This window comes from Pseudomonas sp. MOIL14HWK12:I1, assembly GCF_000510705.1.
GTDB classification, from domain to species: Bacteria; Pseudomonadota; Gammaproteobacteria; order Pseudomonadales; family Pseudomonadaceae; genus Chryseomonas; species Chryseomonas oryzihabitans.
Map to the genome: position 1 here is coordinate 745,440 of NZ_KI783307.1, position 26,208 is coordinate 771,647.

The window sequence follows — 26,208 nt, forward strand, 5'->3', positions numbered from 1 at the left end:
GTGGCCGCCCCGGCGGCCTCGCAAGGACCTTTGAAAGGCGACCCCACCATGTTGAGTCGTACCGCTGCCGATCTGTACTGGATGTCCCGCAACCTGGAGCGCGCCGAGAATCTCGCGCGGATGCTGGACGTCAGCTATTCGCTGTCGATGATGCCGCAGAGCGGGCAGGGCGGAGGCCTGGACGAGCTGGCCATGCCGCTGCTCATCACCGGCACCCTGGATGACTACCGGGAAAAGCACGGCGCTCTGCACCCCGAGCGCCTGCTGCATTTCTTCGCCCTGGACGAGCGCAACCCCGGCAGCATCTATTGCTGCCTGCAGGCCGCGCGCAGCAATGCCCACGCGGTGCGTGGACGCATCACCGCCGACATGTGGGAGAACGTCAACTCCACCTGGCTGGAGATGCGCGAGATTGCCGTCACCGGTCTGATCCGCTTCGGCATCAGCCGCTTCTGCGAATGGGTCAAGGAGCGCTCCCACCTGTTCCGCGGCGCCACCGTCGGCACCATCATGAGAAACGACGCCTATCGCTTCATCCGCCTGGGCACCTTCGTCGAGCGCGCCGACAACACCCTGCGCATGCTCGACGCCCGCTACCAGGTACTGGGGGAAGAGGAGGCGGAAGCCATCAGCGACGCCTCCGCCCGCGGCTTCTATCAGTGGAGCGCCCTGTTGCGCGCCCTTAGCGCCTTCGAGGCCTACACCGAGCTCTATCGCGATGCCCTCAACGTGCGCAATGGCGCCGAACTGCTGCTGTTGCAGGAAGACCTGCCGCGCTCGCTGCTGGCCTGCGTGATCGAACTGCACCGGGTGCTGGCCAGTCTGCCCGGCGAGAACGGCCGCGAGGCCAAGCGCCTGGCGGCCGGTCTCGAGGCGCGGCTGCGCTATACCAGCATCGACGAGGTGCTCGAAGAAGGACTCCATGCCTGGATCGGCGACTTCATCGTCCATGTCCGCCAGCTCGGCAGCGCCATCAATACCGCTTACCTGGAGACCGTATGAGACTCGCGATTCATCACGAAACCCTGTATCGCTACGCAGACCAGGTACGCGCGAGCATCCAGTACCTGCGGCTCACGCCCCAGGATGATGCCCGTCAGCGGATCCTCGGCTGGGAGCTGGCCTTGCCACGGCCGGCGCGGGCGCAGCGCGATCCCTTCGGCAACATCCTGCATGTGCTGACCCTGGATACGCCGCACGACGCCATCACCATCACCGCCAGCGGCCAGGTGGAGATCGACGAGACCTTCGAGGCGGAACCCTGCCAGGCCTCGGCCTTTCCCTTCCTGCGCCAGACCCGGCTGACCGAGGCCGACGAGGCGCTGACCGCCTTCGCCCGCGAGGTCTGCGACGGTCGCCGCGATCGCGACACCCTTATCCAGCTGATGGAGCGCCTGCACGAGCGCATGACCTATGTGCCCGGCTCCACCGAGGTGGACGGCAATGCCGCCCAGGCCTTCGCCAAGGGCGCCGGGGTGTGCCAGGACCATGCCCATGCCTTCCTGGCTTGCGCCCGCAGCCTGGGGATCCCGGCGCGCTATGTGTCCGGCTATCTGTGCACCGACGACAGCGCGCACCTCTCCAGCCATGCCTGGGCGGAAGCCTGGCATGACGGCGCCTGGTACAGCTACGACGTCACCAATCGCCTGGCCCGGCCGGAGCGGCACCTACGGCTGGCCATCGGTCTGGACTACCTGGACGCCTGTCCCGTGCGCGGCATGCGCCGCGGCGGCGGGGTGGAGCACATGGAGGCCAGGGTGCTGGTCGAGCCCTTGCAGCAGGCGCAGCAACAGCAATAATCGGCGCTGCCCATAGCAGACGAAAAGGCGGCCAGGGGCCGTCTTTTCTTTTGCTGTCGGGCGCTGTCGCGTCGACCGTTCGATCAGCCGAGGTTCGCATGACCTATTGCGTCGCCATGAAACTGCAAGATGGCCTGGTATTCGTCGCCGATTCCCGTACCAATGCCGGGGTCGACAACATCGCCACCTTTCGCAAGCTGCACCTGTTCCGTATCCCCGGCGAGCGCCTGATCGTCATCCAGTCGGCAGGCAATCTGGCCACCTCCCAGGCGGTGATCAGTCTGCTGCGACAGCGCCTGGACAGCGAGCAGGACAACCTGCACGGCGTACCCACCCTGTACGACGCCGCCCGGCTGCTGGGGCAGACCCTGCGCGAGGTCCTGCAGCGCGATGCCGAGGATGCGCCCAGCGGTCACGGCCTGGACCTGAGCTGTTCCTTTCTGCTGGGTGGGCAGATCCGCGGGGCGGAGCCGGAGCTGTTCAATCTCTATCCCCATGGCAACTTCATCAGCGCCACCGAGGACACGCCTTACTTCCAGATCGGCGAGAGCAAATACGGCAAGCCCATCCTGGATCGGGCGCTGACCTTCGCGACGCCGCTGGAAGAAGCCCTGCGCTGCGCGTTGCTGTCCTACGACGCCACCATTCGCAGCAACCTGTCGGTGGGGCTACCGCTGGATCTGGTGGTCTATCCGCGTGATCGACTGGCGCAGGTCAGCAGTCATCGGATCGACGAACAGGATCCCTACTTCCAGGCCCTGCGCAAGGGCTGGGGGGAGGGGCTGCGTGATCTGCTGGCAGCCTTGCCGGCAGCGCCTGCGGATTACTGGCGCTAGGGATCAGCCAAAGAACCGCGAGAGGTTGGGGATGACCAGCACGACGGTGGTGACGATGAGGACGAAACTCGCCTGACGCCACTTGGGGACGGGATTCTTGAACATGACTCGGGGCCTTTATTGTTAGCTGTTTAGAGCCTTTACGTCTTCAGCGGGAAGCGCTTGCGCAACAGCGGCATGCAGTTACTGATACCCGCAGGCTTGAGCACTATCCAGTAGCTATAGAACATAAATTTCAGTTTTGTGGCGGTAACCGGCCAGGCGGTTATCAGAAATGTCGTACCAGGGGATTTTTCCTTTGCTTTCAGGTGATTAGGAAACTGCGTGCGACGCTACCGTTGGTCGGAGGTATCAATGGTTTGGAGCGAGGGAGGAGCGACCAGCCGGTCATCCCGTGAACGGGGCAGGGCGCAGGCCCTTCCAGGTCGTGAATGCAAATGTATGAATCGATTGAAGAAAAAGCTTGCCATCGAAATCGCCTTTGCCTATAGTTGCGCGCCTCGGTGATGCAGATGCAGCCACTGAGCAAATCTGGTGAGGTGTCCGAGCGGTTGAAGGAGCACGCCTGGAAAGTGTGTATAGGAGAAATCTTATCGAGGGTTCGAATCCCTCCCTCACCGCCAGATTAAGAAAACCCCTGAGAGCCCAGCTCCAGGGGTTTTTTCTTGCCTGCGATTTGGCCAGGCCCTCCGGGGATCAGGCAGCCTGGGCAAAGGTCGCGGCGGTATCCCGGGCGTTGGGCAGCACGGCCGTCAGCTGTTCCAGGTCGATGCTGGCGAACAGCGGGCCGCTCAGGTCCTGCACCTTGCTGTCGCCGACATTCTCGTGCAGCACCTCGGCCACGGCGACCGCCTGAGCCACGATCAGCGCATAGCCGTTGCCTTCCGGCGCCTGCAGCGGGCGGGCCTGATAGCCGATCGCATCGCGCAGCACCTGGGGCAGTTGCCAACGACGCGCCAGCTCGGCGCCCACTTCCGGATAGCCGAAGCCCAGTTGCAGGGTCTCGTCGGCGGCGCGATGGCTGCTGGCTGTGGCACGACCGGCCAGGCTGGGGGCCAGCTCCGGCGCACCGCTCTGGATCAGCAACTCGCCGATGTCATGCAGCATGCCGCAGGTAAAGGCGGTTTCCTGGTCCAGGCCGGCCTGCTTGGCCAGCGGCTTGCACAGGCTGGCGACCAGGAAGCTGTTGTACCAGAAGGCCTGCAGATCGAAGCCGGGTGCAGCCTTGAAGCCGCTGGCGAAGGCCGAAGCCAGGACCAGGGTGCGCAGGGTGTTGAAGCCCAGGCGCAGGGCGGCGTCTTCGATGCTGGTGGATTCGCGGGCGCCGCGGAAGCGCGCCGAGTTGGCCAGGCGCAGCACCTTGGCGGCGATGACCGGGTCACGCGCCACGGTGCGCGACAGGGTTTCGATGCTGGTGTTGGGGTCGTCGAATTGCCGGATCAGGACCTGCGCCACTTCGGGGACGTTGGGCAGGTTGTGCAGCTGGGCAAAGAGGGTGTCGAGTTGCATGGGCGTCTCCGCGGAAAAGGGTTACATCTCCTTACACCCTCGTCATCGGTCGCCTGCGCGGATTTCTGTAGTCGCCATGTGACGATCGGTCGCAGCCCGGGCGACCAGGACCAGGTGGCCGCGCAGGATTGCCTTGCCGGTCAGGGACTTGCCGCACGCAAGCCAGGCCCGCCTGGCTGCGTCATTACCGTTCGTCGAGGGCGAAGTCGACCTGGCTCAGGCCCGCTGCGCTGGCTTCCAGCACCCAGCCGCGACGGTCCCAATCGCCCAGCACGATACGTTCGGCCGGCTGGCCATCGAGCAGCAGCTCATGGCGCGCGGGCCTGTGGGTATGGCCATGGATCAGCGTGGTCACCCGGGCGGTGCGCATTTCCCGCTCGACCTCGGCCTCGGTGACATCGGTGATGTCCATGGCCTTGGCGCGGGTCTGCTGGCGACTCTCGCTGCGCAGCTTGCGCGCCAGCTGCTGGCGGCTGGCCAGCGGCAGGTGGCGCAGGACGAAGAGGGTGAGGGGGTTGCGCAGGATGCGGCGCAGCTTCTGGTAGCCCTCGTCGCGGGTGCAGAGGGTATCGCCGTGCATCAGCAGCACGCGACGGCCGTGGAAGTCGGCGATATGGCGATCCGGCAGCAAACGGCAGCCAGCCTGGCGGCAAAAGGCCTTGCCGATGAGAAAGTCGCGATTGCCGTGCATCAGGTAGAGGGCCGTGCCGCTGTCAGCCAGCTGGCGCAGGGCCGTGGCGATCTCCTGCTCGAAGGCACCCATGGCGTCGTCGCCGATCCAGGCTTCGAACAGATCGCCAAGGATGTACAAGGCCTCGGCACCGCGGGCGCGGGTTTCGAGGAGATGCAAAAACGCCCGGACCAGGTCCGGGCGTTGCGGTTCGAGATGCAGGTCGGAGACCAGTAGGATCACTCGACGATCTCGGCCTTCTCGATGATCACGTCTTCGCTCGGCACGTCCTGGTGACCGGCCTTGCTGGTGGTGGCGACGCCCTTGATGGCGTTGACCACGTCCATGCCTTCGACCACCTTGCCGAACACCGCATAGCCCCAGCCCTGGCTGGTGGGCGCGGTGTGGTTGAGGAAGGTGTTGTCGGACACGTTGATGAAGAACTGCGCCGAGGCGGAGTGCGGGTCCATGGTGCGGGCCATGGCGACGGTGCCGATCGCGTTGGAGACGCCATTGTTGGCTTCGTTCTTGATCGGGGCGCGGGTCGGCTTCTGCTTCATGCCCGGCTCGAAACCACCGCCCTGGACCATGAAGTTGCTGATCACACGGTGGAAGATGGTGCCGTCGTAGTGACCGCTCTTGACGTATTCCTTGAAATTGGCCGCGGTTTCGGGCGCCTTGTCCTCGAAGAGTTCCAGGGTGATGACGCCGTGGTTGGTGTGCAGCTTGATCATGGCAGCGAATCCGTAGCTAAGGGGGACAGCATCCAGACCCGGCGAAGGCCTCAAGGGTTTCGCCGGGACTTGACGGGTTGGGCTATGATACGGGTTTACCTTTGCCCGGCCTACCCTGGCCGCGCGTCTGCCCAGTTAAGGATCCCATGAGCAAGCCGACTTCCGACTCGTCCACCGCCGCCAAAGCCGCCCCCGCGCATTTCCTGCGGCAGATCGTCCAGGCTGACCTGGACGCCGGCAAGCAGGCCAAGATCGTCACCCGCTTCCCCCCGGAGCCCAACGGCTACCTGCACATCGGCCACGCCAAGTCGATCTGCGTGAACTTCGGCCTGGCCAAGGAATTCGGCGGCGACTGCCATCTGCGCTTCGACGACACCAACCCGGCCAAGGAAGACCAGGAATACATCGACGCCATCAAGAGCGATGTGCACTGGCTGGGCTTCGACTGGGCCGGCGAGGTGCGCTACGCCTCCAGCTACTTCGACCAGCTCTACGCCTGGGCCGTCAACCTGATCGAACAGGGCCTGGCCTATGTCTGCGACCTCACCCCCGAGCAGGCCCGCGAATACCGCGGCAGCCTCACCGAGCCGGGTCGCAACAGCCCCTTCCGCGACCGTTCGGTGGCCGAGAACCTGGACCTGTTTGCCCGCATGAAGGCCGGCGAATTCAAGGACGGCGAGAAGGTGCTGCGCGCCAAGATCGACATGGCCTCGCCCAACATGAACCTGCGCGATCCCATCCTCTATCGCATCCGCCACGCTCATCACCACCAGACCGGCGATGCCTGGTGCATCTATCCGAGCTATGACTTCACCCATGGCCAGTCCGATGCCCTGGAAGGCGTGACCCACTCCATCTGCACCCTGGAGTTCGAGGACCATCGCCCGCTGTACGAGTGGTTCCTGGCCAAGCTGCCGGTGCCGGCGCAGCCGCGCCAGTACGAATTCGCCCGCCTCAACCTGAACTACACCGTCACCAGCAAGCGCAAGCTCAAGCAGCTGGTGGACGAAGGCCATGTGCAGGGCTGGGACGATCCGCGCATGTCGACCCTGTCGGGCTATCGCCGTCGCGGCTACACCCCGGCCGCCATCCGCAACTTCTGCGAGATGATCGGTGTGACCCGCTCCAACGGCGTGGTCGACGTCGCCATGCTGGAATTCGCCATCCGCGAGGACCTGGACCAGAACGCCCCGCGCGCCATGTGCGTGCTGAAGCCCCTCAAGGTGGTGATCACCAACTACCCCGAGGGCCAGGTGGAAAACCTGGAACTGGCACGGCATCCCAAGCAGGACCTGGGCGTGCGCCAGCTGCCCTTCACTCGCGAGCTGTACATCGACCAGGGCGACTACGAAGAGAATCCGCCCAAGGGCTACAAGCGCCTGGAGCCGGGTGGCGAGGTGCGTCTGCGCGGCAGCTACGTGATCCGCGCCGACGAAGCCATCAAGGACGCCGACGGCAAGGTCATCGAGCTGCGCTGCAGCTACGATCCGGACACCCTGGGCAAGAACCCCGAAGGCCGCAAGGTCAAGGGCGTGATCCACTGGGTGCCGGCCGAGGGTAGCGTGGAGTGCGAGGTACGCCTCTACGATCGCCTGTTCCGTTCGGCCCAGCCGGAGAAGAGCGAAGAGGGCGGCAGCTTCCTCGACAACATCAACCCCGAGTCCCTGGTGGTGCTCAAGGGCTGCCGCGCCGAGCCGTCCCTCGCCCAGGCCCAGCCGGAAGACCGCTTCCAGTTCGAGCGTGAAGGCTACTTCTGCGTCGATCTCAAGGATTCGGCGCCTGGCAAGCCGGTATTCAACCGCACCGTGACCCTGCGCGATTCCTGGGGGCAATGATGGCGCTGCACCTCTACAACACCCTGACCAAGACCAAGGAAGCCTTCACGCCGCTGGTGCCGGGGCAGGTGCGCATGTACGTCTGCGGCATGACCGTCTATGACTACTGCCACCTGGGCCATGGCCGGAGCATGGTGGCCTTCGACGTCATCACCCGCTGGCTGCGCCATAGCGGCTACGACCTCACCTACGTGCGCAACATCACCGACATCGACGACAAGATCATCAACCGCGCCAATGCCAACGGCGAGCCTTTCACCGACCTGGTGGCGCGGATGATCGAGGCGATGCACGAGGACGAGGCGCGGCTGAATATTCGCAAGCCCGACCAGGAGCCGCGCGCCACCGATCATATCGATGGCATGCACGCCATGATCCAGACCCTGATCGACAAGGGCTACGCCTATGCCGCGGGCAACGGCGATGTCTACTACCGGGTCAATCGCTTCGCCGGCTACGGCAAGCTGTCGCGGCGGCGCGTCGAGGACCTGCGCATCGGCGCCCGCATCGAGCCGGGCGAGGCCAAGGAAGATCCGCTGGACTTCGTGCTGTGGAAGGCCGCCAAGCCGGGCGAGCCGAGCTGGCCGTCGCCCTGGGGCGCCGGGCGTCCGGGTTGGCACATCGAGTGCTCGGTGATGTCCACCTGCTGCCTGGGCGAGACCTTCGACATCCACGGCGGCGGCAACGACCTGGAATTCCCGCACCACGAGAACGAGATCGCCCAGAGCGAGGCGGCCACCGGCAAGACCTACGCCAATGCCTGGCTGCACTGCGGGATGATCACCATCAACGGCGAGAAGATGTCCAAGTCGCTGGGCAACTTCTTCACCCTGCGCGAGGTGCTGGAGAAGTACCACCCCGAGGTGGTGCGCTACCTGCTGATCGCCAGCCACTACCGCAGTCCGATCAACTATTCGGAAGACAACCTGCGCGAAGCCAAGGGCGCCCTGGAGCGTTTCTATCATTCGCTCAAGGGGCTGCCGCAGGCTCCTGCGCAAGGCGGCGAGGGCTACGCCGAGCGCTTCGCCCAGTGCATGGATGACGACTTCAACACCGCCGGTGCCTGTGGCGTGCTGTTCGAGCTGGCCCGCGAGATCAATCGCCTGCGCGAGAGCGATCCGGCGGCGGCGGCTGGCCTGGCCGGACGGCTGCGCGAACTGGGTGAGGTGCTGGGCGTGCTGCAGCTGGAGCCGGAAGCCTTCCTGCGCGCCGATGCGGCGGGCCGGGTGGATGCGGCCGAGGTCGAGGCGCTGATCCAGGCGCGCCTTGCTGCTCGTGCGGAAAAGAACTGGGCGGAATCCGACCGTATCCGTGATCAGCTCACCGCCCTGGGCGTGGTGCTGGAAGACGGCAAGGGCGGCACCACCTGGCGCCTGGCGGAGTAGGTCTGCGATCAGGCGAATGACGGTTCCGCGTCATCCGCCTGCTCTGGCCGGGTCCACCATCCCCGGAAAACGCTGCGCGGTTTTCCAGGCTACGAGGTGGGGGCCGTAGGGTGGACAGCGGCGCAGCCTTGTCCAGGTGCGTTCAAGTCCTCACCCGGAAAACGCTGCGCGGTTTTCCAGGCTACGAGGTGGGGCCGTAGGGTAGACAACGGCGCAGCCTTGTCCATGTGCGTTCAACTCCTCACCCGGAAAACGCTGCGCGGTTTTCCAGGCTACGAGGTGCGGGGCCGTAAGGTGGACAACGGCGCAGCCTTGTCCACCATTCTTTGGCTTAGGGCTTCTTGCGCGCCTTGCCGAAACCCGGCGCCTTGCGCACCGACTTGACCTTGGGCTTGCCGTCTTCCACCCAGCGGCCCAGGGGCTTGTCGGATACCGGACCGCCCACCTTGGGTTTCTTCGGCTTCTTGGGTTTCTTCATGACCAGGCCGCCCGGGCCGGTCTGGGGGACGCGATGGTCGGGGATGAAGTCCGGCTCGTCGCGGCGCATGAGGATCTGGCCGATCAGGGTCTCGATGGCCGCCAGCTGCTCCACTTCATCGGCGCATACCAGGGACACCGCCTGGCCCTGGTTGCCGGCGCGGCCGGTCCGGCCGATGCGGTGGACATAGTCTTCCGCCACGATGGGCAGGTCCAGGTTGACCACCAGTGGCAGGTCCTGGATGTCCAGGCCACGGGCGGCCACGTCGGTCGCGACCAGGATGTCGGCCTCGCCGGCCTTGAAGCGGGCGAGGGCGCGCAGCCGCGCGGGCTGGGGCTTGTCGCCATGGATGGATTCCGCCGCCAGCCCCTCGGCCTGCAGCGCCTCCACCAATTGCTCCACACCCTTGCGGGTCTTGGCGAACACCAGCACCTGGCCATGGCGACCGCTGCGATAGAGGTGCAGGAAGAGTTCGGTCTTGCGCTTCTTGTCGACCGGCACCACCCACTGCTTGACGGTGACCGCGGCGGTGTTGCGCGGACTGACGTCGATAGTCTGGGGATCACGCAGTACCGGGGCGGCCAGCTGACGCACGGCGTCGGAGAAGGTCGCCGAGAACAGCAGGGTCTGGCGCTTGCGCGGCAGCATGACGAACAGCTCGCCCAGTTGCCGGGAAAAGCCCAGGTCGAGCATGCGGTCGGCTTCGTCCAGCACCAGCAGCTGTACCTGGTCGAAGCGCACGGCGTTCTGGTTGAACAGGTCGAGCAGGCGCCCGGGGGTCGCCACCAGCACGTCCACGCCCTTGCGCAGCTTCATCATCTGCGGATTGATGCTCACGCCACCGTAGGCCACGGCGGTACGCAGGGGCAGGTGCTGGGCATAGTCGCGCAGACTGGCATGGACCTGCTCGGCCAGCTCGCGGGTGGGGGTGAGGATCAGGGCGCGGATATGGTTTGGCGTCACCGCCGGGCCTTCCTGCACCAGTCGCTGCAGGAGCGGCAGTCCAAAGGCGCCGGTCTTGCCGGTGCCGGTCTGGGCGGCGGCCAGCAGGTCGCGACCGGCCAGCACCGCCGGGATGGCCTGGCGCTGGATGGGCGTGGGGGAGCTGTGCTCCAGGGCGGTGAGCGCCTGCAGCAGCGGATCTATGAGGCCGAGGTCGGCAAAGGTCATGACAGGCCCGGATGGCGTCGAAAAGGGAGCGAATTCTAGGCCGACTGTGAAGCGCGCTCAAACTTTGTAGCCAGGCGGCGGCTGCAGCCGGAATCCCGGCACGGCATAGTGGTCAGTTGCGTGGCTACAGGAGACCCCATGAGCGCTACCCCTACCTTGCCCCCGGTGTTGGCCGGCCCGCTGCTGCGGCGCACCGAAGCGTCCCGGTTGCTGCTGTGGCTGGTGACCCGCTCGGCCGAGACGCCCGTGCCGCGGCTGTGGCAAGGGGCGACCGAGCTCGGCGTGCAGGGGGAGACCCAGTGCCTGCGCCTGGGCGAGCAGGCCTACCTGCAGCTGATCGAGGTCCGGCCGGACACCGAGTTGCCCACGGACACCTTCCTCCGCTACGACCTGCAGCTGAGCGCCGGCGGAATCCGCGACTGGGCGCCGCACCTGCTCTCCGCCGAGGGCGAATTGCCGCGCTTCGTCCTGCGCGCGCGTTTCGATCATCTGCTGCACGGCTCCTGCCGCAAGCCCCACCATGCCTCGGCCGACGGCCTGATCGCCGTGGATCGCCTGCTGCAGGGCTGCACGATCCCTGAGGAGTCGCCGGCGGCGCTGCTGCTCACGGGCGACCAGGTCTATGCCGATGACGTCGCCGGGCCGATGCTGCTGGCGGTGCAGGCGCTGATCCGCCGCCTCGGGCTCTATGGCGAGGACCTCGAAGGGGCGGTAGTGGCGGACAGCGAGGCGCTGATGGCCCATGCCGCCAACCTCTACCACCGCGAGGACCTGCTGCCGGCCTTCAAGTCCAACCGGGCGCTGCGCGAGAAATTCTTCGGTGGGGTGGAGAAACCCATCTTCACCTCCACCAATGCCCACAACCACCTGGTGACCCTGAGCGAGGTGCTGGCGCTCTATCTGCTCTGCTGGTCGCCGACACCCTGGACGCTGATCGAGGTGGTGCCACCGGCGCTCGACGCCAAAGACGATGAGCGCTACGCCGCCGAGTCGCGCTGCATCGAGGGCTTCGTCGCGACCCTGCCGCAGGCGGCGCGGGCCCTGGCCGGCGTGCCGACGCTGATGATCTTCGACGACCACGACGTCACCGACGACTGGAACCTCTCCGCGCGCTGGGAAGAGACCGCCTACGGCCATCCCTTTTCCCGGCGCATCCTCGGCAATGCGTTGCTGGCCTATCTGCTCTGCCAGGCCTGGGGCAACGCCCCGGAAGCCGTGGCCGAACCCCTGGCGGCCACGGCCCGGCTGCTGGACACGGCGGGTGACGACGGCAAGCTGGAGTGCCCGACGCAGAACGCCTGCATCGACGACTTGCTGCGCTTCCAGGGCTGGCACTACGTGCTCAAGACCAGCCCGCCGCTGATCGTGCTGGACACCCGGACCCGTCGCTGGCGCAGCGAGCGGCGCCTGGAGCACCCCTCGGGGCTGATGGACTGGGAAGCCCTCTGCGAATTGCAGCAGGACCTGCTGGACCATCCCTCGGCGGTGATCGTCTCGGCTGCGCCCATGTTCGGGGTCAAGCTGATCGAGGCGGTGCAGCGCATCTTTACCTGGTTCGGCCAGCCGCTGATGGTGGATGCCGAGAACTGGATGGCCCACCCCGGGGCGGCCAAGACCATGCTCAACATCTTTCGCCACCGCCGCACCCCGGGCAACTACGTGGTGCTCTCCGGCGACGTGCACTATTCCTTCGTCTACGACATCCGCATCCGGGACCGGCGCGGTGAGCCGCGGCTCTGGCAGATCACCAGCAGCGGCATCAAGAACGAATTCCCACCGCGCCTGCTGGCCACCCTGGACCGACTCAATCGCTGGCTCTATGCGCCCTGGTCGCCGCTCAACGGCTTCACCAAGCGCCGCCGCTGGGAGCTGCAGCCGCGCCTGCCGGATCGCCGCGAGGCTGGCGAGCGAATGTGGAACGGTGCCGGCATCGGCCAGGTGCTGCTGGACGGGGAAGGGCGCCCGGCGGTGATCCGCCAGCACAATGCCGATGGCTCGCCGGCCACCGAGTTCGTCGAGCGCCCGGCCTGAGGTCGGCGCCGCCGCGCCCTAGGGTCTTCCGGGTGACAGGCGCCTGATCAGCCAGGTCGAGAGCCAGTACACCGGCTCCAGCACCAGAAAACCCAGCAGGATGCCGCCCAGTCGCGCCAGGCCTGCCACCGGGTCGATATGGTCATAGTGGTCAGGCACCATCACCACCAGAAACGCCAGCGCGAACTGCATACCGAGATAGCCGATACCGAGCGGGCCGTTCTCGAGGTGTCTGCCGATCAGCACACCGAGCGCAACGCCCGCCAGCGTCAGCCAGAGGCTTTCCTGGCTGACCAGCAGCAAAAGGGTCGCCAGGCCACCCCCGAGCAGGCAGCCGAGCATTCGATGCAACAGCCTTCTGGATACCGCCTTGCCGGCACTGCTCAGGCCGTCGAAGGGAACCACCATGACCGCCAGGATGGTGATGGCCGCCTGGCTGACATCCACCCCGATCTCTGCCGTCGCGCCCAGAGACAACAGGGCCAGAGCCAGACCTCCCTGCAGCGCATGGCGCAACGCCAGGGGCTGCCAGACACCCAGGGTTCGGGGTATCGAGGCCACCGTGGTCGGCACCTTGGGCCACAGGCGCGCACGGACGCCGTAGGTGGAAAGGGCGCTCACCAGCACGCACGCCGAGGTGCCGAGCGCCACCTCCAACAGGCGTGACAAGGCGTATTGCTCGAGCTGCTCGGGCGCCTGGAGGCTCGCCAGGACCACCATGGCGTAGGTGAGGCCGCCAAGCAACCAGGCATAGCCATAGCGGCCCACCAGTGTCAGATAGAGGGTGATGCTGCCCACGGTGCCCAGCAGGACGGCCTGCTCGTAGGGGTTCAGCTGCAGGTGGCGCAGGACCAACAGGGCGCCTGCGGCGCCGATGCAGGTACCCAGCACCCGCAGGCAGCCGCGCGAGAAACTGTCGCGGACATCTGACCTCATCACGATATAGCCGCTGAACGCCGCCCAACCGACATGCTGAACCCCGGCCAGGTGGCCGAGCAGGATCGCCAGCAGGACCGAGGTCAGGGTTTCCAGTTCGTCGACCAGACGGCGCCGGTCGCGGCCGAACTGGCGGAGATCGCCTGCCAGATCGCGCAACAACTGCCTGAATTCCGACAACGCCTGAGAGGGAGACATGGATCCCTGATGAGTACCGTGATCGCTGCCTATGTTACCGCCGCTGATCGCCGTCTGGCAGCACGGGAGCCGGCCGCGAACGGTAGAGGCGCATCGCGACGGGACCGCTCAGGCCGAGCTGCCGCCAGCGGCCAGCCAGCGCAGCACGCCCTGGCCCGCCGCGCGGCCACTGGCGAAGCAGGCCGTGAGCAGATAGCCGCCGGTGGGCGCCTCCCAGTCGAGCATCTCGCCGGCGCAGAAGACGCCCGGCAGCTGCCGGAGCATCAGGCCGTCGTCCAGCGCTTCCAGGGGTACACCGCCCGCGCTGCTGATGGCTTCCGCCAGGGGCCGCGCTCTGACCACGGTGAGGGGCACGGCCTTGCAGGCCTGGGCCAACCGGCCCATGTCCTGGAAGGTCTCCGGTGGGGCCAGTTCGCGGAGCAGGGCGGCCCGGGCGCCGTCGATCCCGGCATGGCGCCGCAGGTGGTTGGCCAGGGACTGGCTGCCGCGGGGCTTGGCCAGGGCCCGGCCGAGTTCCGCCAGGTCCCGCTGCGGCGCCAGATCCAGGGTCAGGGTCGCCTGGCCATCCCGTTCGATGGCCGTGCGGATTTCGGCGGACAGCGCATAGACCAGGCTGCCCTCGATTCCGGTGTCGGTCAGCACGAATTCGCCCTGGCGTGGCGGCTGACCCGGCAGGGCCAGGGCGGCCGGCTTGATCGGCGCGCCGGCGTGGCGGGTCTTGAGGAAATCGCTCCAGCCGGCCACCTCGAAACCGCAATTGGCCGGTTCCAGCGGACGCAGTCCAACTCCTCGCGCGGCGAGCGGGGCCTGCCAGGCACCATCCGAGCCCAGCCGCGGCCAGCTGCCACCGCCCAACGCCAGTACCGTAGCCTGGGGCTGCAGGAGCCGCTCACCCTCCGGGGTGGCCAGGCGCAGTCGGCCCTCGGCGTCCCAGCCCAGCCAGCGGCTGCGGGTATGGATGCGCACACCTTGCTCGCGCAGGCGATGCAGCCAGGCACGCAGCAGGGGTGCGGCCTTCATGTCGGCGGGAAACACCCGGCCCGAGGTGCCGACAAAGGTCTCGATACCCAGCTCATGGATCCAGGCGCGCAGGGCGTTGCTATCGAAGCTGTCGAGCCAGGGGCTGACGCCGCTCTCACGCTCGCGATAACGCTGGCGAAAGGCAGACTGCTCCTCGGCATGGGTGATGTTCATGCCACCCACGCCGGCCAGCAAAAACTTGCGGCCTACCGACGGCATGGCATCGAAGAGGTCCACAGGGACGCCTGCGGCGGCCAGGGTCTCGGCCGCCATCAGCCCGGCAGGGCCGCCCCCGATGACAGCGACGGCGGGCGTGGCGGAGAGGAGAGACATGGCGGCATCCAGGAGCTGAGGAAAACCGCCATTGTACTCGACGTGGCTAGACCACGCCGGCCTGGCCCAGGGGTGCTGCCAGGGGTTCTTCCAAGCGCTCGGGAATCAGCGGCTCGCTGCGCCCGGGCGTCAGGATCACCTTGCGGCAGTCCTCCTGCTTCTTGTCGAAGATCTTGTAGCCCTCGACCGCCTGCTCCAGGGACATCCGGTGGGTGATGATGGCCTCCGGCGCCAGGTCACCGCGTTCGATGTGGTCGAGCAGCTCCGGCAGATAACGCTGCACGTGGGTCTGGCCCATCTTGAAGGTCAGGCCCTTGTCGAAGGCGTCACCGAACAGGAAGCCGTGGATGAAGCCGGCATAGACGCCCGGTACGCTCACGGTACCGCCACGGCGTACCGCGGCGATGCACTGGCGCAGGGCCTTGCCGCTGCTGCCTTCCAGCTTGAGGTTGGCGAGGATGGTTTCGGTGGTGCTGCCCTTGGCCTCGAAGCCCACCGCATCCACCACGCCGTCGACGCCGCGCTTGCCGGGCGTCTGCTCGATGATGGTGGCGGCCGGGTCGTCGTCTTCGTCGAAGTTGATCGGGATGACGCCATAGGTCTGCTGGGCATAGGCCAGCCGATAGGGGTGGTGATCGACCATGAAGATGCGCTCGGCGCCCAGCATCCGCGCACAGGCCGCGGACAGCAGGCCGACCGGGCCGGCGCCATAGATGGCGATGCTCGATCCCTGGCCGATGCCGGTGTTGAGCACGGCCTGCCAGGCGGTGGGCAGGATGTCGGACAGGAACAGCACCTTTTCGTCGGCCAGGGTGCCGGGCACCTTGAAGGGACCGGTGTTGGCCTTGGGCACCCGCACGTATTCGGCCTGGCCGCCCGGTACGCCGCCATAGAGGTGGCTGAAGCCGAACAGCGCCGCACCCGGCGGGATCTGTTTCTTGTTGAGGATGGCGCCGCGCCCGGTATTGGTGGTCTCGCAGGCGGCGTAGAGATCCTGGTTGCAGAAGAAGCAGCTGCCACAGGCGATGACGAAGGGAATCACCACCCGATCGCCTTTCTGCACGGCGGTGACGGCCGGGCCGGTTTCCTCGACGATGCCCATGAATTCGTGGCCGAAGATATCGCCGTGTTCGACGGTGGGGATTTTGCCGCGGTAGAGGTGCAGGTCCGAACCGCAGATGGCCGTGGCCGTCACCCGCAGGACGATGTCGTCGGCGTCCTGGATGGTCGGATCGGGGACGGTATCGACGCGGACATCGTGGGCACCGTGGTAGGTCAAGGCTCGCATGGCGGTCTCCGTAGGGCGGTAAGCACCTAGGGTGGAGGCCGCCGTAAGCCGAGCGGTTCCGCGAGGTCGGACCGGTGGTATGGCGATCTGATAGCGACAGTTCGCGACTTTTCGCCGCTATTGCCCGGGCCAGAGCCGGGCAGGCGCAGCGGCGTCAGCGGTTGCGGATATAGACGGCCTTGCCGGCGCTGCCGTCGGCGGGATCGCGTTCCTGGACTTCGAAACGATCGCCATGGGCCTTGACCAGGCCGCTGAACTTGCGGTGCCCATAGAGGCGGGCGTCGAAATCCGGACGCACCTTGCCGAGGTTGGCCCCGACCATGCCCAGATTGGCCCAGCCGCCTTCGTCGGAGGCGTCTTCCACCGCCTGCTCGATGAGCTTGAGGATGGTGCTCAGCTTGGGCTTGCCGCGATTGGTGGTGGCGGGCTTGTCGCTGGCGCCGGCGGCCTCGCGCGGCTCTTCCCGCGGCTTGGACCTGAGGATCTCGGTGTAGATGAACCTGTCGCAGGCCGAAACGAAGGGATCCGGCGTCTTCTCCTCGCCGAAGCCGTAGACCGTCAGTCCTTCCTCGCGCAGTCGCGCCGCCAGGCGGGTGAAGTCGCTGTCGCTGGAGACCAGGCAGAAACCGTCGAAGCGGCGGGTGTAGAGCAGGTCCATGGCGTCGATGATCAGGGCGCTGTCGGTGGCGTTCTTGCCCTTGGTGTAGCCGAATTGCTGCACCGGCTGAATGGAGTGGTCGAGCAGCACCTTCTTCCAGCTGTTGAGCTGGGGTTGGGTCCAGTCACCGTAGATGCGCTTGACGCTGGCCACGCCGAAGCGGGCGATCTCGGCCATGAGACCATCGACGATGGCCGCGGGGGCGTTGTCGGCGTCGATCAGCACGGCCAGGCGTGCCTGGCTGGATTCGGGTGTCTTGGCGGTCTTGCTCATGGAAACTCCTGTTCAATGCAGGCCGAGCTCGTGCCAGACCTGGGTCGCCGTGTGATGGAGGATGCCGTGACGACGGGCCAGGGCCAGGCGATCGGCCGAATAGCCGCCGCCGATCACCCCCACCACGGGTATATCCGCCGCCAGGCAGCGCCGCAAGACGAAACTGTCGCGCGCCGCGAGACCGGCATCGGTCAATTCGAGATAGCCCAGGGCGTCGTCGCGATGGACGTCCACCCCGGCGTCGTAGAGCACCACGTCGGGCTGGTGGAGCGGCAGCAGGTAACCCAGGGCGTCGTCGAGCACCCGCAGGTAGCCGGCGCCGTCCAGGCCGCGGGGCAGGGGGATGTCCCAGTCGCTTTGCGCCTTGCGCGCCGGATAGTTGGTGGCGCAGTGCAGGGAGACGGTGACGGCGTCGGGCACCTCGGCGAGGATGCGCGCCGTGCCGTCGCCCTGGTGGACGTCGCAGTCCAGGATCAGCACCCGTCCGACGCGTCCGCTTTCCAGCAGCGACAGCGCCAGGATCGCCAGGTCGTTGAAGATGCAGAAGCCGGCCGGATAGTCGTGATGGGCATGATGGGTACCCCCGGCGAGGTGACAGGCCAGGCCATGACGCAGCGCCAGCTCCAGGGTGAGCAGGGAACCGCCCACGGCGCGGATGGTGCGGCGCACCAGGGCTTCGCTCCAAGGCAGGCCCAGCTGGCGTTGCAGCGGCGGCGGCAGTTCGCCGGCCTTGAACGCCTGGATGTAGTCGGGGGCATGCGCCAGCGCCAGTAGCTCGTCCGGGCAGAGTTCGGGCCGTTGCCAGTTGTCCGCGCCCAGGATGCCGCTGGCACTCAGGTGTTCGTGCAGCAGCCGAAATTTCTCCATCGGAAAACGATGGCCAGCGGGGAAGGGCGGACTGTAGTCCTCGTGGTAGACCAGGGGCAGGCGTGTGATCAAAACACCAGGAGCTCCAGGATGAACCAGAGGATACCGGTACAGAAACCCAGCGCCAGGAGAAACAGCAGGCCGTCGCGGGCGATCAGCGACAGGGCGAAGGAGGTCAGCGCCAGTCCCGCCGTGGTGTTGGCGAAGGGCACCAGATCCAGCACCGGCATGGTCGCGGCGATGAGGATGCAGAGCAGGGCGGTGACGAAGTGCGCCGGGCGCGAGGTGAGTACCCGCAGCCGCGACTTGACCACCTTGTCGACCCAGCGCGCCGGCTTCTGCAGCAGCCGCAGCGACTTGCGCAGCTTGCCGCGGGAGACGGAGCGCTGCAGCACCCAGCGTGGCAGCCAGAAGTGATCGCGCCCCAGTAGCAGCTGACCGCTCACCAGCATCACGAAGACGGCGATGGCGGTGGCGATACCGGGAATGCCGGTGAGCGGCGAGATCGCCAGCACGCCCGGCAGGAGGATCATGGGGCCAAAGGAGCGACTGCCGATGGCATCGATCAGGTGCTGCACCGAGACCTGGCTGGGGCTGTTGCCCACCCGCTCCAGGCAGGCCAGAAAGCTCTGGAGGTCCACCGGGCCATCCTGCCCGGTGTCGCAGCTGGCGGGCTCGCGCTCCAGGGCCTCTTCTTTCATGGCTGGGCGCTGTCCAGCATGCGCCGGATCCAGCGGGTCAGATCCTGGCGGCCATAGGGCTTGTTGAGGATGGGGAAGCGCTCGCCGTTGCCTTCTTCCAGTTCCAGGGCGTTGTTGGCGTAGCCGGTGGTGAGCAGGATGCGCAACTCGGGCTGCCGCCGCTGGGCCTCCTTGGCCAGCATTACGCCATTCATGCCGCCAGGCATGATCAGGTCGCTGAACAGCAGGTCGATGGCGGGTTCGCGCGCGAGAATGTCCAGCGCCTGCTGGCCATTGTGGGCGACCAGCACCTGATAGCCGGTCTCTTCCAGGATGGCCTGGGCCAGGGCCGCCACGTCCGGGCGATCGTCCACCACCAGGATGGTCTCGGAACCGCCGCCGTCCTCGTGCGGGGTCGGCAGGGGCGCCGGGTGTTCGCGCGCCTCCTCTTCGGAAACGGGGAAGTAGAGACGCACCGAGGTGCCTATACCGACCTCGGAATAGAGCCTGACCAGGCCGCCCGACTGCTTGAGGAAGCCGTAGACCATGGACAGGCCCAGGCCGCTGCCCTGGCCTTCGTCGCGGGTGGTGAAGAAGGGGTCCAGGGCGCGCCCGAGCACGTCGGTCGACATGCCGCAGCCGGTGTCGGTCAGGGCGATGCAGACATAATGCCCCTGGGCCAGGCCGCCATGGGCCAGGTCCTGGCCATTGACCTCGACGTTGAGGGTTTCCAGGGTCAGGGTGCCGGTGCCGCGCTCCTGCATGGCCAGGCGAGCGTTGTCGACGATGTTGAGCAGCGCCGTCTCCAGCTGGATCGGATCAAGCCGGCAATTCCACAGCGCCGGTGCCGGGCGGAAGATGAAGCGGAAGGGGCCGCCCAGGGCCTGGGCCAGGCGACTCTGGCGGGCATTGATGAGCTTGTTCAGGTCCACCGCGCGCCCGGTCAGGCGCTGCTTGCGGGCGAAGGCCAGCAGCTGCTGGGTGAGGGTCGCCGCCCGATTCACCGCGTCGCGGGTGTTGTCGACATGGCGCTTGGCCTTGTCCCTGTCCAGTTCCGGGCGGTCCAGGTTGATCCTCAGGATATCCAGGTAGCCGACCATCACCTGCAACAGGTTGTTGAAATCGTGGGCGATGCCGCCGGTGAGCTGACCCAGGGCTTCCATCTTCTGCGCCTGGCGCAGGGCGTCTTCGGCGTCGCGGCGGCGGGAGACGTCCAGCTGCGAGGCGAAGAAATAGCGCAGCTGGCCCGCGGGATCGAGCACCGGCGAGATGAACAGCGCATTCCAGAAGGTCGAGCCGTCCTTGCGGTAATTGAGCAACTCGATGTCGCAGTCGCGCTGCTCGCGGATGGCGTTGCGGATCTCGGCGATGTGCTCCTGGCGAGTGTCGGGTCCCTGCAGGAAGCGGCAATTGCGACCCAGCACCTCGTCCAGGGCATAACCGGTGGTACGCAGGAAGGACTCGTTGGCAAAGATGATCGGGTTATCCGGCTGGTGCGGATCCGTCACGATCATCGGCATCCGGGTCTTCTTCACGGCGGCAAAGAAGATGTCGTCGTGGCCGAGACCCTTGCCCAGCTCCGCGATCTGGGCCGCGGCGGGGTGGGAAGACGAAGCGATTGCGGTTTCGGTCATGGAGAGGAAGCCTGCGAGCGGACAGCGATACCTTTATTGTGACCCTTTATACGGCCACAAGCTCCACCAGTTATCGTCATACGATGAGCAATGTGTCTGGAAGCACGGCGAACGCACAGGATTTGACCGGTTTTGCGTATGATGATCGCTCTCTGTCAAGGAACCCTACCCATGAGCAAGGTGCTGGACAACCTGGTCGATCTACTGACCCTCGAATCCCTGGCCCCCGATCTGTATCGCGGCGGCAGCCAGGATCTGGGCTTTCCCCAGCTCTTTGGTGGTCAGGTCCTGGGGCAGGCGCTGTCGGCGGCCAGCCAGACCGTGCCGGTGGAGCGCCGGGTGCACTCGCTGCACGGCTACTTCCTGCGCGCCGGGTCGGCGGTCGAGGCGGTGACCTACCAGGTGGATCGCATTCGCGACGGCGGAAGCTTTTCCACGCGCCGGGTCACCGCCTTCCAGGGCGAGCAGCCGATCTTCTTCTGCAGCGCCTCCTTCCATATCGAGGAGCCGGGTTTCGAGCATCAGACGACCATGCCGGAGGTACCGGCACCCGAGACCCTGCAATCGGAAATCGCCCACGCCCAGCGCTATGCCGAGCTGATTCCTGCGCCGCTGCGCGACAAGCTGCTCGGCCCGCGCCCGATCGAGATGCGCCCGGTGGTCTTTACCGACCCCTTCCAGCCGCAGCCCACCGAACCGGTCCGCCACGTCTGGTTCCGCGCCACCGGCGACCTGCCGGACCAGCCGGCCCTGCATCGCTATCTGCTGGCCTACGCCTCGGATTTCAATCTGCTGCCCAGTTCGCTGCTGCCCCATGGCACCAGCTTCTGGGACCGCTCGCTGCAGATCGCCAGCCTCGACCATGCGGTCTGGTTCCACCGCGATTTCCGCCTGGACGACTGGCTGCTGTACGCCATCGACAGCCCCTGGGCCGGTGGTGCCCGCGGTCTGTGCCGCGGCAGCATCTACAACCGCGCAGGTCAGCTGGTGGCCTCGGTGGCCCAGGAAGGACTGATTCGCAAACGCGGCTGAGATCCAGCCGTCCGGCTGGCTATTTGGTTATCACCCTTATAGGCTCTTGCCTGCGAAGGACTGGACGCCCGCGGCTGGGCGTCCCAGGCACAACATTAGTTTGAGGCATCGTTCTTGAATCGACTCGCGCGCGTCGTAACCGGTATCCAGGGGCTGGATGAGATCTTGAAGGGAGGCCTGGTTGCAGGTGCGTCCTATGTCATCCAGGGGCGTCCGGGTTCCGGCAAATCGATCATGGCCAACCAGATCGCCTTCAACCATGTGCGCGGTGGTGGGCGGGTTCTGTTCGCCACCATGCTGTCGGAAACCCACGAGCGGATGTTCCAGTTCTTTTCCACGCTGGATTTCTTCGACCGCTCCTGCATCGGCGACCAGGTCCAGTACCTGAGTGCCTTCGATACCATGGAAGGTGAGGGGCTGGACGAGGTGGTCCGCCTGCTGCGTCGCGAGATCAGCCGGCAGAAGGCCAGTCTGCTGGTGGTCGATGGCCTGCTCAATGCCCGGTCGCGCGCGGAAACGCCGATCGACACCAAGAAATTCATCGCCGAGTTGCAGGGGCATGCGGCCTTTGCCGGTTGCACGGTCATCTTTCTCACCAGCGCGCGTCTCGAGGACGGCAGCCCGGAACACACCATGGTCGATGGTGTGCTGGATCTGCACGAGGAAGAAATCGGCAGTCGCACCATCCGCCGCCTGGCGTTGCGCAAGACCCGTGGCAGCGGCGCGCTGCCGGGCTTTCACGAATTCACCATCTCCGATGCCGGCATCACCGTGTTTCCGCGCCTCGAGGCGCTGTATCGCGATCCTTCGGCCGGCGCGACCTATCGCGTCGGTCACCAGCGCGTGCCCAGTGGCATGGCGTCGCTGGATGCGATGATCGAAAACGGCCTGCCGGAGAGTTCGACCACCCTGCTCATGGGGCCATCGGGTGCCGGCAAGACCTCCATCAGCCTGAACTTCCTGGCGGCCTGCACGCCGGAAGCGCCCGCGTTGATGTTCGGCTTCTACGAACCGCCGGAGCGATTGCTGCTCAAGGCGAGCGCCCTGGGCCTCGACCTGGCCAGCCGGGTCGACGAGGGCGCCTTGCATCTGCACTGGCAACCGACCACCGAGATGCGCCTCGACGAGGTCGGTCTCGAACTGCTGGCCATGGTCAGACGGCACGGCATCAAGCGGCTGGTGATCGACAGCCTGGGCGCCATCGCCCGCTTCGCCCTGCCGCAAGGACGGCTCATCGAATACTTCAGCGCGCTACTGAACGAGCTGCGTACCCAGGGCGTCACAGTTCTAGCCACCTGGGAATTGCGCGATGTCTTTGGCGCGGACATCGCCGCGCCGGCGCCCGAACTTTCCAGCATGGTGGACAATCTGATTTTGCTGCGATTCGTCGAGGCCGAGGCCGAGATCAAGCGGGTGCTGTCGATCCTCAAGGTCAGGGACAGCATCTACGATCCAGCGCTGTGCGAACTGATCATCGACGACTCGGGAATCGAACTGAAAAAGGCATTCAAAGACATGGTGAAGGTACTTTCAGGTTCAGCCATGCCCTCCACACAACCATGATCGCGTCGGGTGGGAGAATCTCCAGATGACGACGATACTGGTAGTCGATGACGAATTCCTGATAGCGGACATCCTGGCCTTCGCCCTCGAAGACGAAGGCTACATGGTGGTCAAGGCGAGCAATGGTCGCCGAGCGCTTGACGTCTTCGATCGCGAACTACCGTCCCTGGTCATCACCGATTTCATGATGCCGGTGATGAACGGCCGCGAGCTGGCAGAGGCCCTGCGTGAACGTCAGGGCTTGCAGCATCTGCCCATTATCCTCATGAGCGGCGCCCAGGCGCATCTGGCTCAGGAGAGTTCGGAGCTGTTCGATTGCGTGTTTCAGAAGCCGTTCAACATCAGCGACATCGTCGATGCGGTGCACAAGCACCTGGTGACCCTGGAGCAATGACGAACCCATAGCAAAAAGGCCTGTCTAGACAGGCCTTTTTGCTATGGGGCTGGCGCAGCGGCCAGCCCCGCGTCTCCGATCAGGAGCGCGAAAGCAGTACGCCCAGCACGAAGCCGACGCCGCCGGCGATGGCCAGGGCAGTGAAGGGCTTGTCGGCGGTCACGTTGCGCGCGCAGTCGATGGCCTGGCCATACTGCTCCTGCAGCTTGCCTTCCAGCTGACGGGCCTTGCCCTGGGCTTGCCAGTCGGCATTGCCGGTCGCCGCGCCAAAGCTATCCTGGACCTTGCCGGTAGCGTCCTTGGCATTGCCTATGATCTGATCGGTATTCATAAATGCACCTCGTGTGGGGAAACGGGGGAGGTCATGCCAAGCGGCATGCTTCCTTTATTGATCCGCGCCAGACGCATTTCGTTCAGGTCAATTTGCTGTTCGCGACGTGTATCGCGGTTCCCTGCCGAGAGGATCCATGATCTCCAGCCGTTTTTCCGCCCTTTGCCTGCTGTCGCTCCTGGCGGGCTGCAGCACTCAGCAGCCGCCGGCCGAAGCCCCGACCGGGGCCGACGACCTCTTCGCCCGTCCTATCATCGCCGAGAGCGTTCTGCGCGAGGGTTCGCGTCTGCAGATGGCGCTCGCCCTGGCCGATGGCGGCTCCGCCCTGGTCTCCCTGGATTGCGTGGCTGACCAGGCCGAGTTGCTCTACCTGGATGGCGCTCAGCGGGTCTATCCGGGGCGGGTGAATGCCTATGCCGCGCCCTTGCCGTTGAGCGCGGCCAAGGTCGCGGCGCTCAAGCAGCGTCCCGATGTGGCGGCGCTCTGCGCCCGGCCCGCCAATGCCGACTGGCGCGCCCTCGCCAGGGGCCCCGGCGGCGACACCCTGGTGATCGACCGCAACAGCCTGGTGGACGATAACGGCGTGCGCCGTTTCTGGGCGGGTCAGCAACTGCCCGTCGTCCTGCAGACGCCACGCTACGGTGCTCCGGTGCGCCAGTGGCGCGAATCCCTGGCGGCCGACTGTACGGCGCGCCGTTACCTGCTACTGGCGCGCTACGGCCTGGACGATGCGGGGCGGGTGACCGACAGCCAGCCGAGCGCCCAGGGCCAGGAAGCCTTCACGGCGGCGCCGGCCGAACGGCGTACCCTGCTGGAAGCCGCCTGTGATCGGCGAGACGCCTTGTTGGCTACGCCGCGCATGGAAGAGGTCAGGGCCGCCGCCACACCGCCGGCTGCTCCGCCGCCTCCCGGCGAACTACCCGCGGCCCAGGCGCAGCCCCTGCAGGCGCTCAAGGCGTTGGCGCTGCCCGCGCCGCGGGTGGCTGTGCAGCGCTTCGTGGAGGAGGGCGAGAGCCGCTACGAAGGCCAGACCCATGCCTATCGCGAAGAGGTGCAGGTCAGCCCTGGCGCCCAGCCCGGACTGCTGCGCTTCAGTGCCCAGGGCAAGGCGGCCCGGGTCGATTCGCTCACCTGGCGCGGGCTGATCGACCTGGTACGCCGTACCCGTATCGACAACGGCAACCTGCCGGTGGAAGAAGTCGCCAGCCTGGATCAGCTGACCTTCAGCGGCGACTGGCGCGCCCTCGCCGTTGGCAGCCAGGTCGGTTACCAGGCGCGGCAGACCCTGACCGGCAATCTCAAGGGCGCCGAGCAGCGCGAGATCAGGCTGTCTTGCAAGGTGGTGGGCGACGGCGAGGCGCGCCGGGTATTGGCCAGCCTCAGCGGCCGGGCCAAGACCCTGGAGTGCCGGCATGGCGAGGCGGGCCATGGCCCCCTGAGTCGCTGGACCTACCTGGAGGACTACGGCTTCTTCCACCTGACCAGTGTCGGAGCCGGACGCGCCATGGGCCTGGAAAAGCACCTGAGCGACCTGCGATAGCCGGCCCAGAGCCCCTGGTCAGGCCGGGGGCTGCTGCATGAGGTCTGGAAGTTCCCAGGTGATATTTTCCTCAGAGGTAAATATTACTCTCTAAAAGGACTCTTTTTGGCGAATTAGTACTGGGAGTACGCTGTGTCTATCGAAACAGCACAACCAAGAGGTATTCGCTATGAAAGTCCTGGGTGTCCAAGCCATCGTCGCCGTCCTGTTCATGGGCCTGCTGTCGGGCACGGCGTCCGCCGCCAGCCGCGATATGTCGAGCAAGTCGATTCGCGCCAACGCTCAAGCCCAATTCCAGTCGGAGCATCCCAACCGGGTCTCCGCGCTCTACCAGAACAACGCCAACTAATCTGGCGGCTGTCTCGACGCCCCGGCGACCCACTCATCGCCGGGGTGTCGTCCTGTCTGGCCCCTCATCAGCCGGACTATCCATGTCTTCCCCCTCCGGTAACGTCGCTCCCTCAGCCCCCTGACCGTCTTCCATCCTTGCTGCGGCGGCTCCGGCACGGCAGGCTGTGCACCTCAGCTCAACGAGACAGGATGATGAAGATCGGCGAATTGGCCAGGCGCACCGATTGCGCCGTCGAGACCATCAGGTACTACGAGCGCGAAGGGCTGCTGAGTCCGGCGGCGCGCAGCAGCAGCAACTACCGCAGCTATGACGAAAGCCGGGTCGAGCGCCTGGTCTTCGTTCGCCATTGCCGGTCGCTGGACATGACGCTGGAAGAGATTCGCGCCCTGCTGGCCCTGCGCGATACCCGCGAACCCGGCTGCGCCCAGGTGGACGCCCTGATCGGCGACCATCTGCATCATGTCGAGGTGCGTATCCGCGAGTTGAATCAGCTGCGTGAACAGCTGGTGACCCTGAGGCGCCACTGCCAGGGAGAGGGCGAAGGGGACCGTTGCGGCATCCTGCGCGAACTCGGTCAGCCGGCGGCGCCATCGGCGACCACCGCCAGCTGCAGTGCGGCCGGGCACGCCCATGTGCCCGGCACCCACCGCCTGCATGACTAG

General features: G+C 66.2%; 24 protein-coding genes and 1 tRNA gene. 13 read left to right on the forward strand and 12 right to left on the reverse strand.

The features are described from left to right. Positions 1 to 48: 48 nt before the first annotated feature. The 4 genes from PSEK12I1_RS0113495 to PSEK12I1_RS0113515 all read left to right on the forward strand — a co-directional run bounded on the left by PSEK12I1_RS0113495 (position 49) and on the right by PSEK12I1_RS0113515 (position 3,258). Positions 49 to 1,002, forward strand: coding sequence for an alpha-E domain-containing protein (locus tag PSEK12I1_RS0113495; RefSeq protein WP_007159008.1), 954 nt, complete (start codon positions 49 to 51; stop codon positions 1,000 to 1,002). Beyond that, on the forward strand, positions 999 to 1,799 hold the full coding sequence (locus tag PSEK12I1_RS0113500) for a transglutaminase family protein (protein WP_027599879.1): 801 nt from the start codon (positions 999 to 1,001) through the stop codon (positions 1,797 to 1,799). Before PSEK12I1_RS0113495 ends, PSEK12I1_RS0113500 begins: the two co-directional genes overlap by 4 nt. Positions 1,800 to 1,897: 98 nt before the next feature. After that, complete coding sequence (locus tag PSEK12I1_RS0113505) at positions 1,898 to 2,635, forward strand: proteasome-type protease (RefSeq protein WP_027601867.1); 738 nt, start codon at positions 1,898 to 1,900, stop codon at positions 2,633 to 2,635. Between the two features lie 533 nt (positions 2,636 to 3,168). Next, positions 3,169 to 3,258: transfer RNA gene (locus PSEK12I1_RS0113515), tRNA-Ser, on the forward strand. Positions 3,259 to 3,331: 73 nt separating this feature from the next. Here the strand turns inward: PSEK12I1_RS0113515 and PSEK12I1_RS0113520 are convergent. From PSEK12I1_RS0113520 to PSEK12I1_RS0113530, 3 genes are all read right to left on the reverse strand, one after another. Next, a complete protein-coding gene (locus tag PSEK12I1_RS0113520; protein WP_027601868.1) occupies positions 3,332 to 4,144 on the reverse strand; it encodes an HDOD domain-containing protein in 813 nt (270 codons plus the stop codon). A gap of 184 nt (positions 4,145 to 4,328) precedes the next feature. Further along, entirely contained in the window at positions 4,329 to 5,057 is a 729-nt protein-coding gene (gene lpxH / locus PSEK12I1_RS0113525; RefSeq protein WP_027601869.1) for a UDP-2,3-diacylglucosamine diphosphatase, read from the reverse strand. Further along, positions 5,054 to 5,548, reverse strand: a complete 495-nt coding sequence (locus PSEK12I1_RS0113530) for a peptidylprolyl isomerase (protein ID WP_007158996.1) — start codon at positions 5,546 to 5,548, stop codon at positions 5,054 to 5,056. The genes lpxH and PSEK12I1_RS0113530 overlap by 4 nt, the downstream gene beginning before the upstream one ends. A 146-nt stretch (positions 5,549 to 5,694) precedes the next feature. On the opposite strand from PSEK12I1_RS0113530, the gene PSEK12I1_RS0113535 reads away from it, so the two are divergent. Both PSEK12I1_RS0113535 and cysS read left to right on the forward strand, forming a co-directional pair. Then, on the forward strand, positions 5,695 to 7,383 hold the full coding sequence (locus PSEK12I1_RS0113535) for a glutamine--tRNA ligase/YqeY domain fusion protein (protein WP_027601870.1): 1,689 nt from the start codon (positions 5,695 to 5,697) through the stop codon (positions 7,381 to 7,383). Then, a complete protein-coding gene (gene cysS, locus PSEK12I1_RS0113540) occupies positions 7,383 to 8,768 on the forward strand; it encodes a cysteine--tRNA ligase (protein WP_027601871.1) in 1,386 nt (461 codons plus the stop codon). Before PSEK12I1_RS0113535 ends, cysS begins: the two co-directional genes overlap by 1 nt. Before the next feature lie 331 nt (positions 8,769 to 9,099). On the opposite strand, the gene PSEK12I1_RS0113545 is transcribed toward cysS, so the two are convergent. After that, a complete protein-coding gene (locus tag PSEK12I1_RS0113545; RefSeq protein ID WP_027601872.1) occupies positions 9,100 to 10,416 on the reverse strand; it encodes a DEAD/DEAH box helicase in 1,317 nt (438 codons plus the stop codon). A gap of 138 nt (positions 10,417 to 10,554) precedes the next feature. Between PSEK12I1_RS0113545 and PSEK12I1_RS0113550 the strand changes: the two genes are divergently transcribed. Further along, positions 10,555 to 12,447: a hypothetical protein gene (locus PSEK12I1_RS0113550; protein WP_027601873.1), complete on the forward strand. Its 1,893-nt coding sequence runs from the start codon at positions 10,555 to 10,557 to the stop codon at positions 12,445 to 12,447. A gap of 18 nt (positions 12,448 to 12,465) precedes the next feature. Here PSEK12I1_RS0113550 and PSEK12I1_RS0113555 read toward each other — a convergent pair whose 3' ends face one another. The 7 genes from PSEK12I1_RS0113555 to PSEK12I1_RS0113585 all read right to left on the reverse strand — a co-directional run bounded on the left by PSEK12I1_RS0113555 (position 12,466) and on the right by PSEK12I1_RS0113585 (position 20,334). Beyond that, on the reverse strand, positions 12,466 to 13,581 hold the full coding sequence (locus tag PSEK12I1_RS0113555; protein WP_231501004.1) for an FUSC family protein: 1,116 nt from the start codon (positions 13,579 to 13,581) through the stop codon (positions 12,466 to 12,468). Positions 13,582 to 13,689: 108 nt separating this feature from the next. After that, positions 13,690 to 14,934, reverse strand: coding sequence for a TIGR03862 family flavoprotein (locus tag PSEK12I1_RS0113560; RefSeq protein WP_027601875.1), 1,245 nt, complete (start codon positions 14,932 to 14,934; stop codon positions 13,690 to 13,692). A 46-nt stretch (positions 14,935 to 14,980) separates the two neighbouring features. Further along, on the reverse strand, positions 14,981 to 16,222 hold the full coding sequence (locus tag PSEK12I1_RS0113565; RefSeq protein WP_027601876.1) for a zinc-dependent alcohol dehydrogenase: 1,242 nt from the start codon (positions 16,220 to 16,222) through the stop codon (positions 14,981 to 14,983). Between the two features lie 154 nt (positions 16,223 to 16,376). Continuing rightward, entirely contained in the window at positions 16,377 to 17,153 is a 777-nt protein-coding gene (locus PSEK12I1_RS0113570) for an NYN domain-containing protein (RefSeq protein WP_007158988.1), read from the reverse strand. A 12-nt stretch (positions 17,154 to 17,165) separates the two neighbouring features. After that, a complete protein-coding gene (locus PSEK12I1_RS0113575; RefSeq protein ID WP_027601877.1) occupies positions 17,166 to 18,092 on the reverse strand; it encodes a histone deacetylase in 927 nt (308 codons plus the stop codon). Then, entirely contained in the window at positions 18,089 to 18,721 is a 633-nt protein-coding gene (locus PSEK12I1_RS0113580; RefSeq protein WP_007158986.1) for an exopolysaccharide biosynthesis protein, read from the reverse strand. Before PSEK12I1_RS0113580 ends, PSEK12I1_RS0113575 begins: the two co-directional genes overlap by 4 nt. Next, the gene (locus PSEK12I1_RS0113585) at positions 18,718 to 20,334 is read right to left on the reverse strand and encodes a histidine kinase famiy protein (protein ID WP_027601878.1); all 1,617 of its coding nucleotides are present in this window, start codon (positions 20,332 to 20,334) and stop codon (positions 18,718 to 18,720) included. The genes PSEK12I1_RS0113580 and PSEK12I1_RS0113585 overlap by 4 nt, the downstream gene beginning before the upstream one ends. A 171-nt stretch (positions 20,335 to 20,505) precedes the next feature. Here PSEK12I1_RS0113585 and tesB point away from each other — a divergent pair, with 171 nt between their 5' ends. From tesB to PSEK12I1_RS0113600, 3 genes are all read left to right on the forward strand, one after another. Further along, positions 20,506 to 21,366 (forward strand): acyl-CoA thioesterase II, encoded by an 861-nt coding sequence (gene tesB, locus PSEK12I1_RS0113590; protein WP_027599866.1) that lies wholly within the window; start codon positions 20,506 to 20,508, stop codon positions 21,364 to 21,366. A gap of 114 nt (positions 21,367 to 21,480) precedes the next feature. Beyond that, positions 21,481 to 22,929 carry an ATPase domain-containing protein gene (locus PSEK12I1_RS0113595; protein WP_027599865.1) on the forward strand — a complete coding sequence of 483 codons (1,449 nt, stop codon included), beginning with the start codon at positions 21,481 to 21,483 and terminating at the stop codon, positions 22,927 to 22,929. A 25-nt stretch (positions 22,930 to 22,954) separates the two neighbouring features. After that, a complete protein-coding gene (locus PSEK12I1_RS0113600) occupies positions 22,955 to 23,323 on the forward strand; it encodes a response regulator (RefSeq protein WP_027599864.1) in 369 nt (122 codons plus the stop codon). A gap of 79 nt (positions 23,324 to 23,402) precedes the next feature. Here the strand turns inward: PSEK12I1_RS0113600 and PSEK12I1_RS0113605 are convergent, their stop codons facing one another. Beyond that, entirely contained in the window at positions 23,403 to 23,654 is a 252-nt protein-coding gene (locus PSEK12I1_RS0113605; protein WP_007158981.1) for a CsbD family protein, read from the reverse strand. 136 nt (positions 23,655 to 23,790) lie between these two features. Between PSEK12I1_RS0113605 and PSEK12I1_RS0113610 the strand changes: the two genes are divergently transcribed. The 3 genes from PSEK12I1_RS0113610 to cadR all read left to right on the forward strand — a co-directional run bounded on the left by PSEK12I1_RS0113610 (position 23,791) and on the right by cadR (position 26,208). Next, positions 23,791 to 25,194, forward strand: a complete 1,404-nt coding sequence (locus PSEK12I1_RS0113610; protein ID WP_027599863.1) for a hypothetical protein — start codon at positions 23,791 to 23,793, stop codon at positions 25,192 to 25,194. A 169-nt stretch (positions 25,195 to 25,363) separates the two neighbouring features. Beyond that, entirely contained in the window at positions 25,364 to 25,543 is a 180-nt protein-coding gene (locus PSEK12I1_RS0113615; RefSeq protein ID WP_007158979.1) for a hypothetical protein, read from the forward strand. Between the two features lie 194 nt (positions 25,544 to 25,737). Next, positions 25,738 to 26,208 carry a Cd(II)/Pb(II)-responsive transcriptional regulator gene (cadR, locus tag PSEK12I1_RS0113620; protein ID WP_027601879.1) on the forward strand — a complete coding sequence of 157 codons (471 nt, stop codon included), beginning with the start codon at positions 25,738 to 25,740 and terminating at the stop codon, positions 26,206 to 26,208.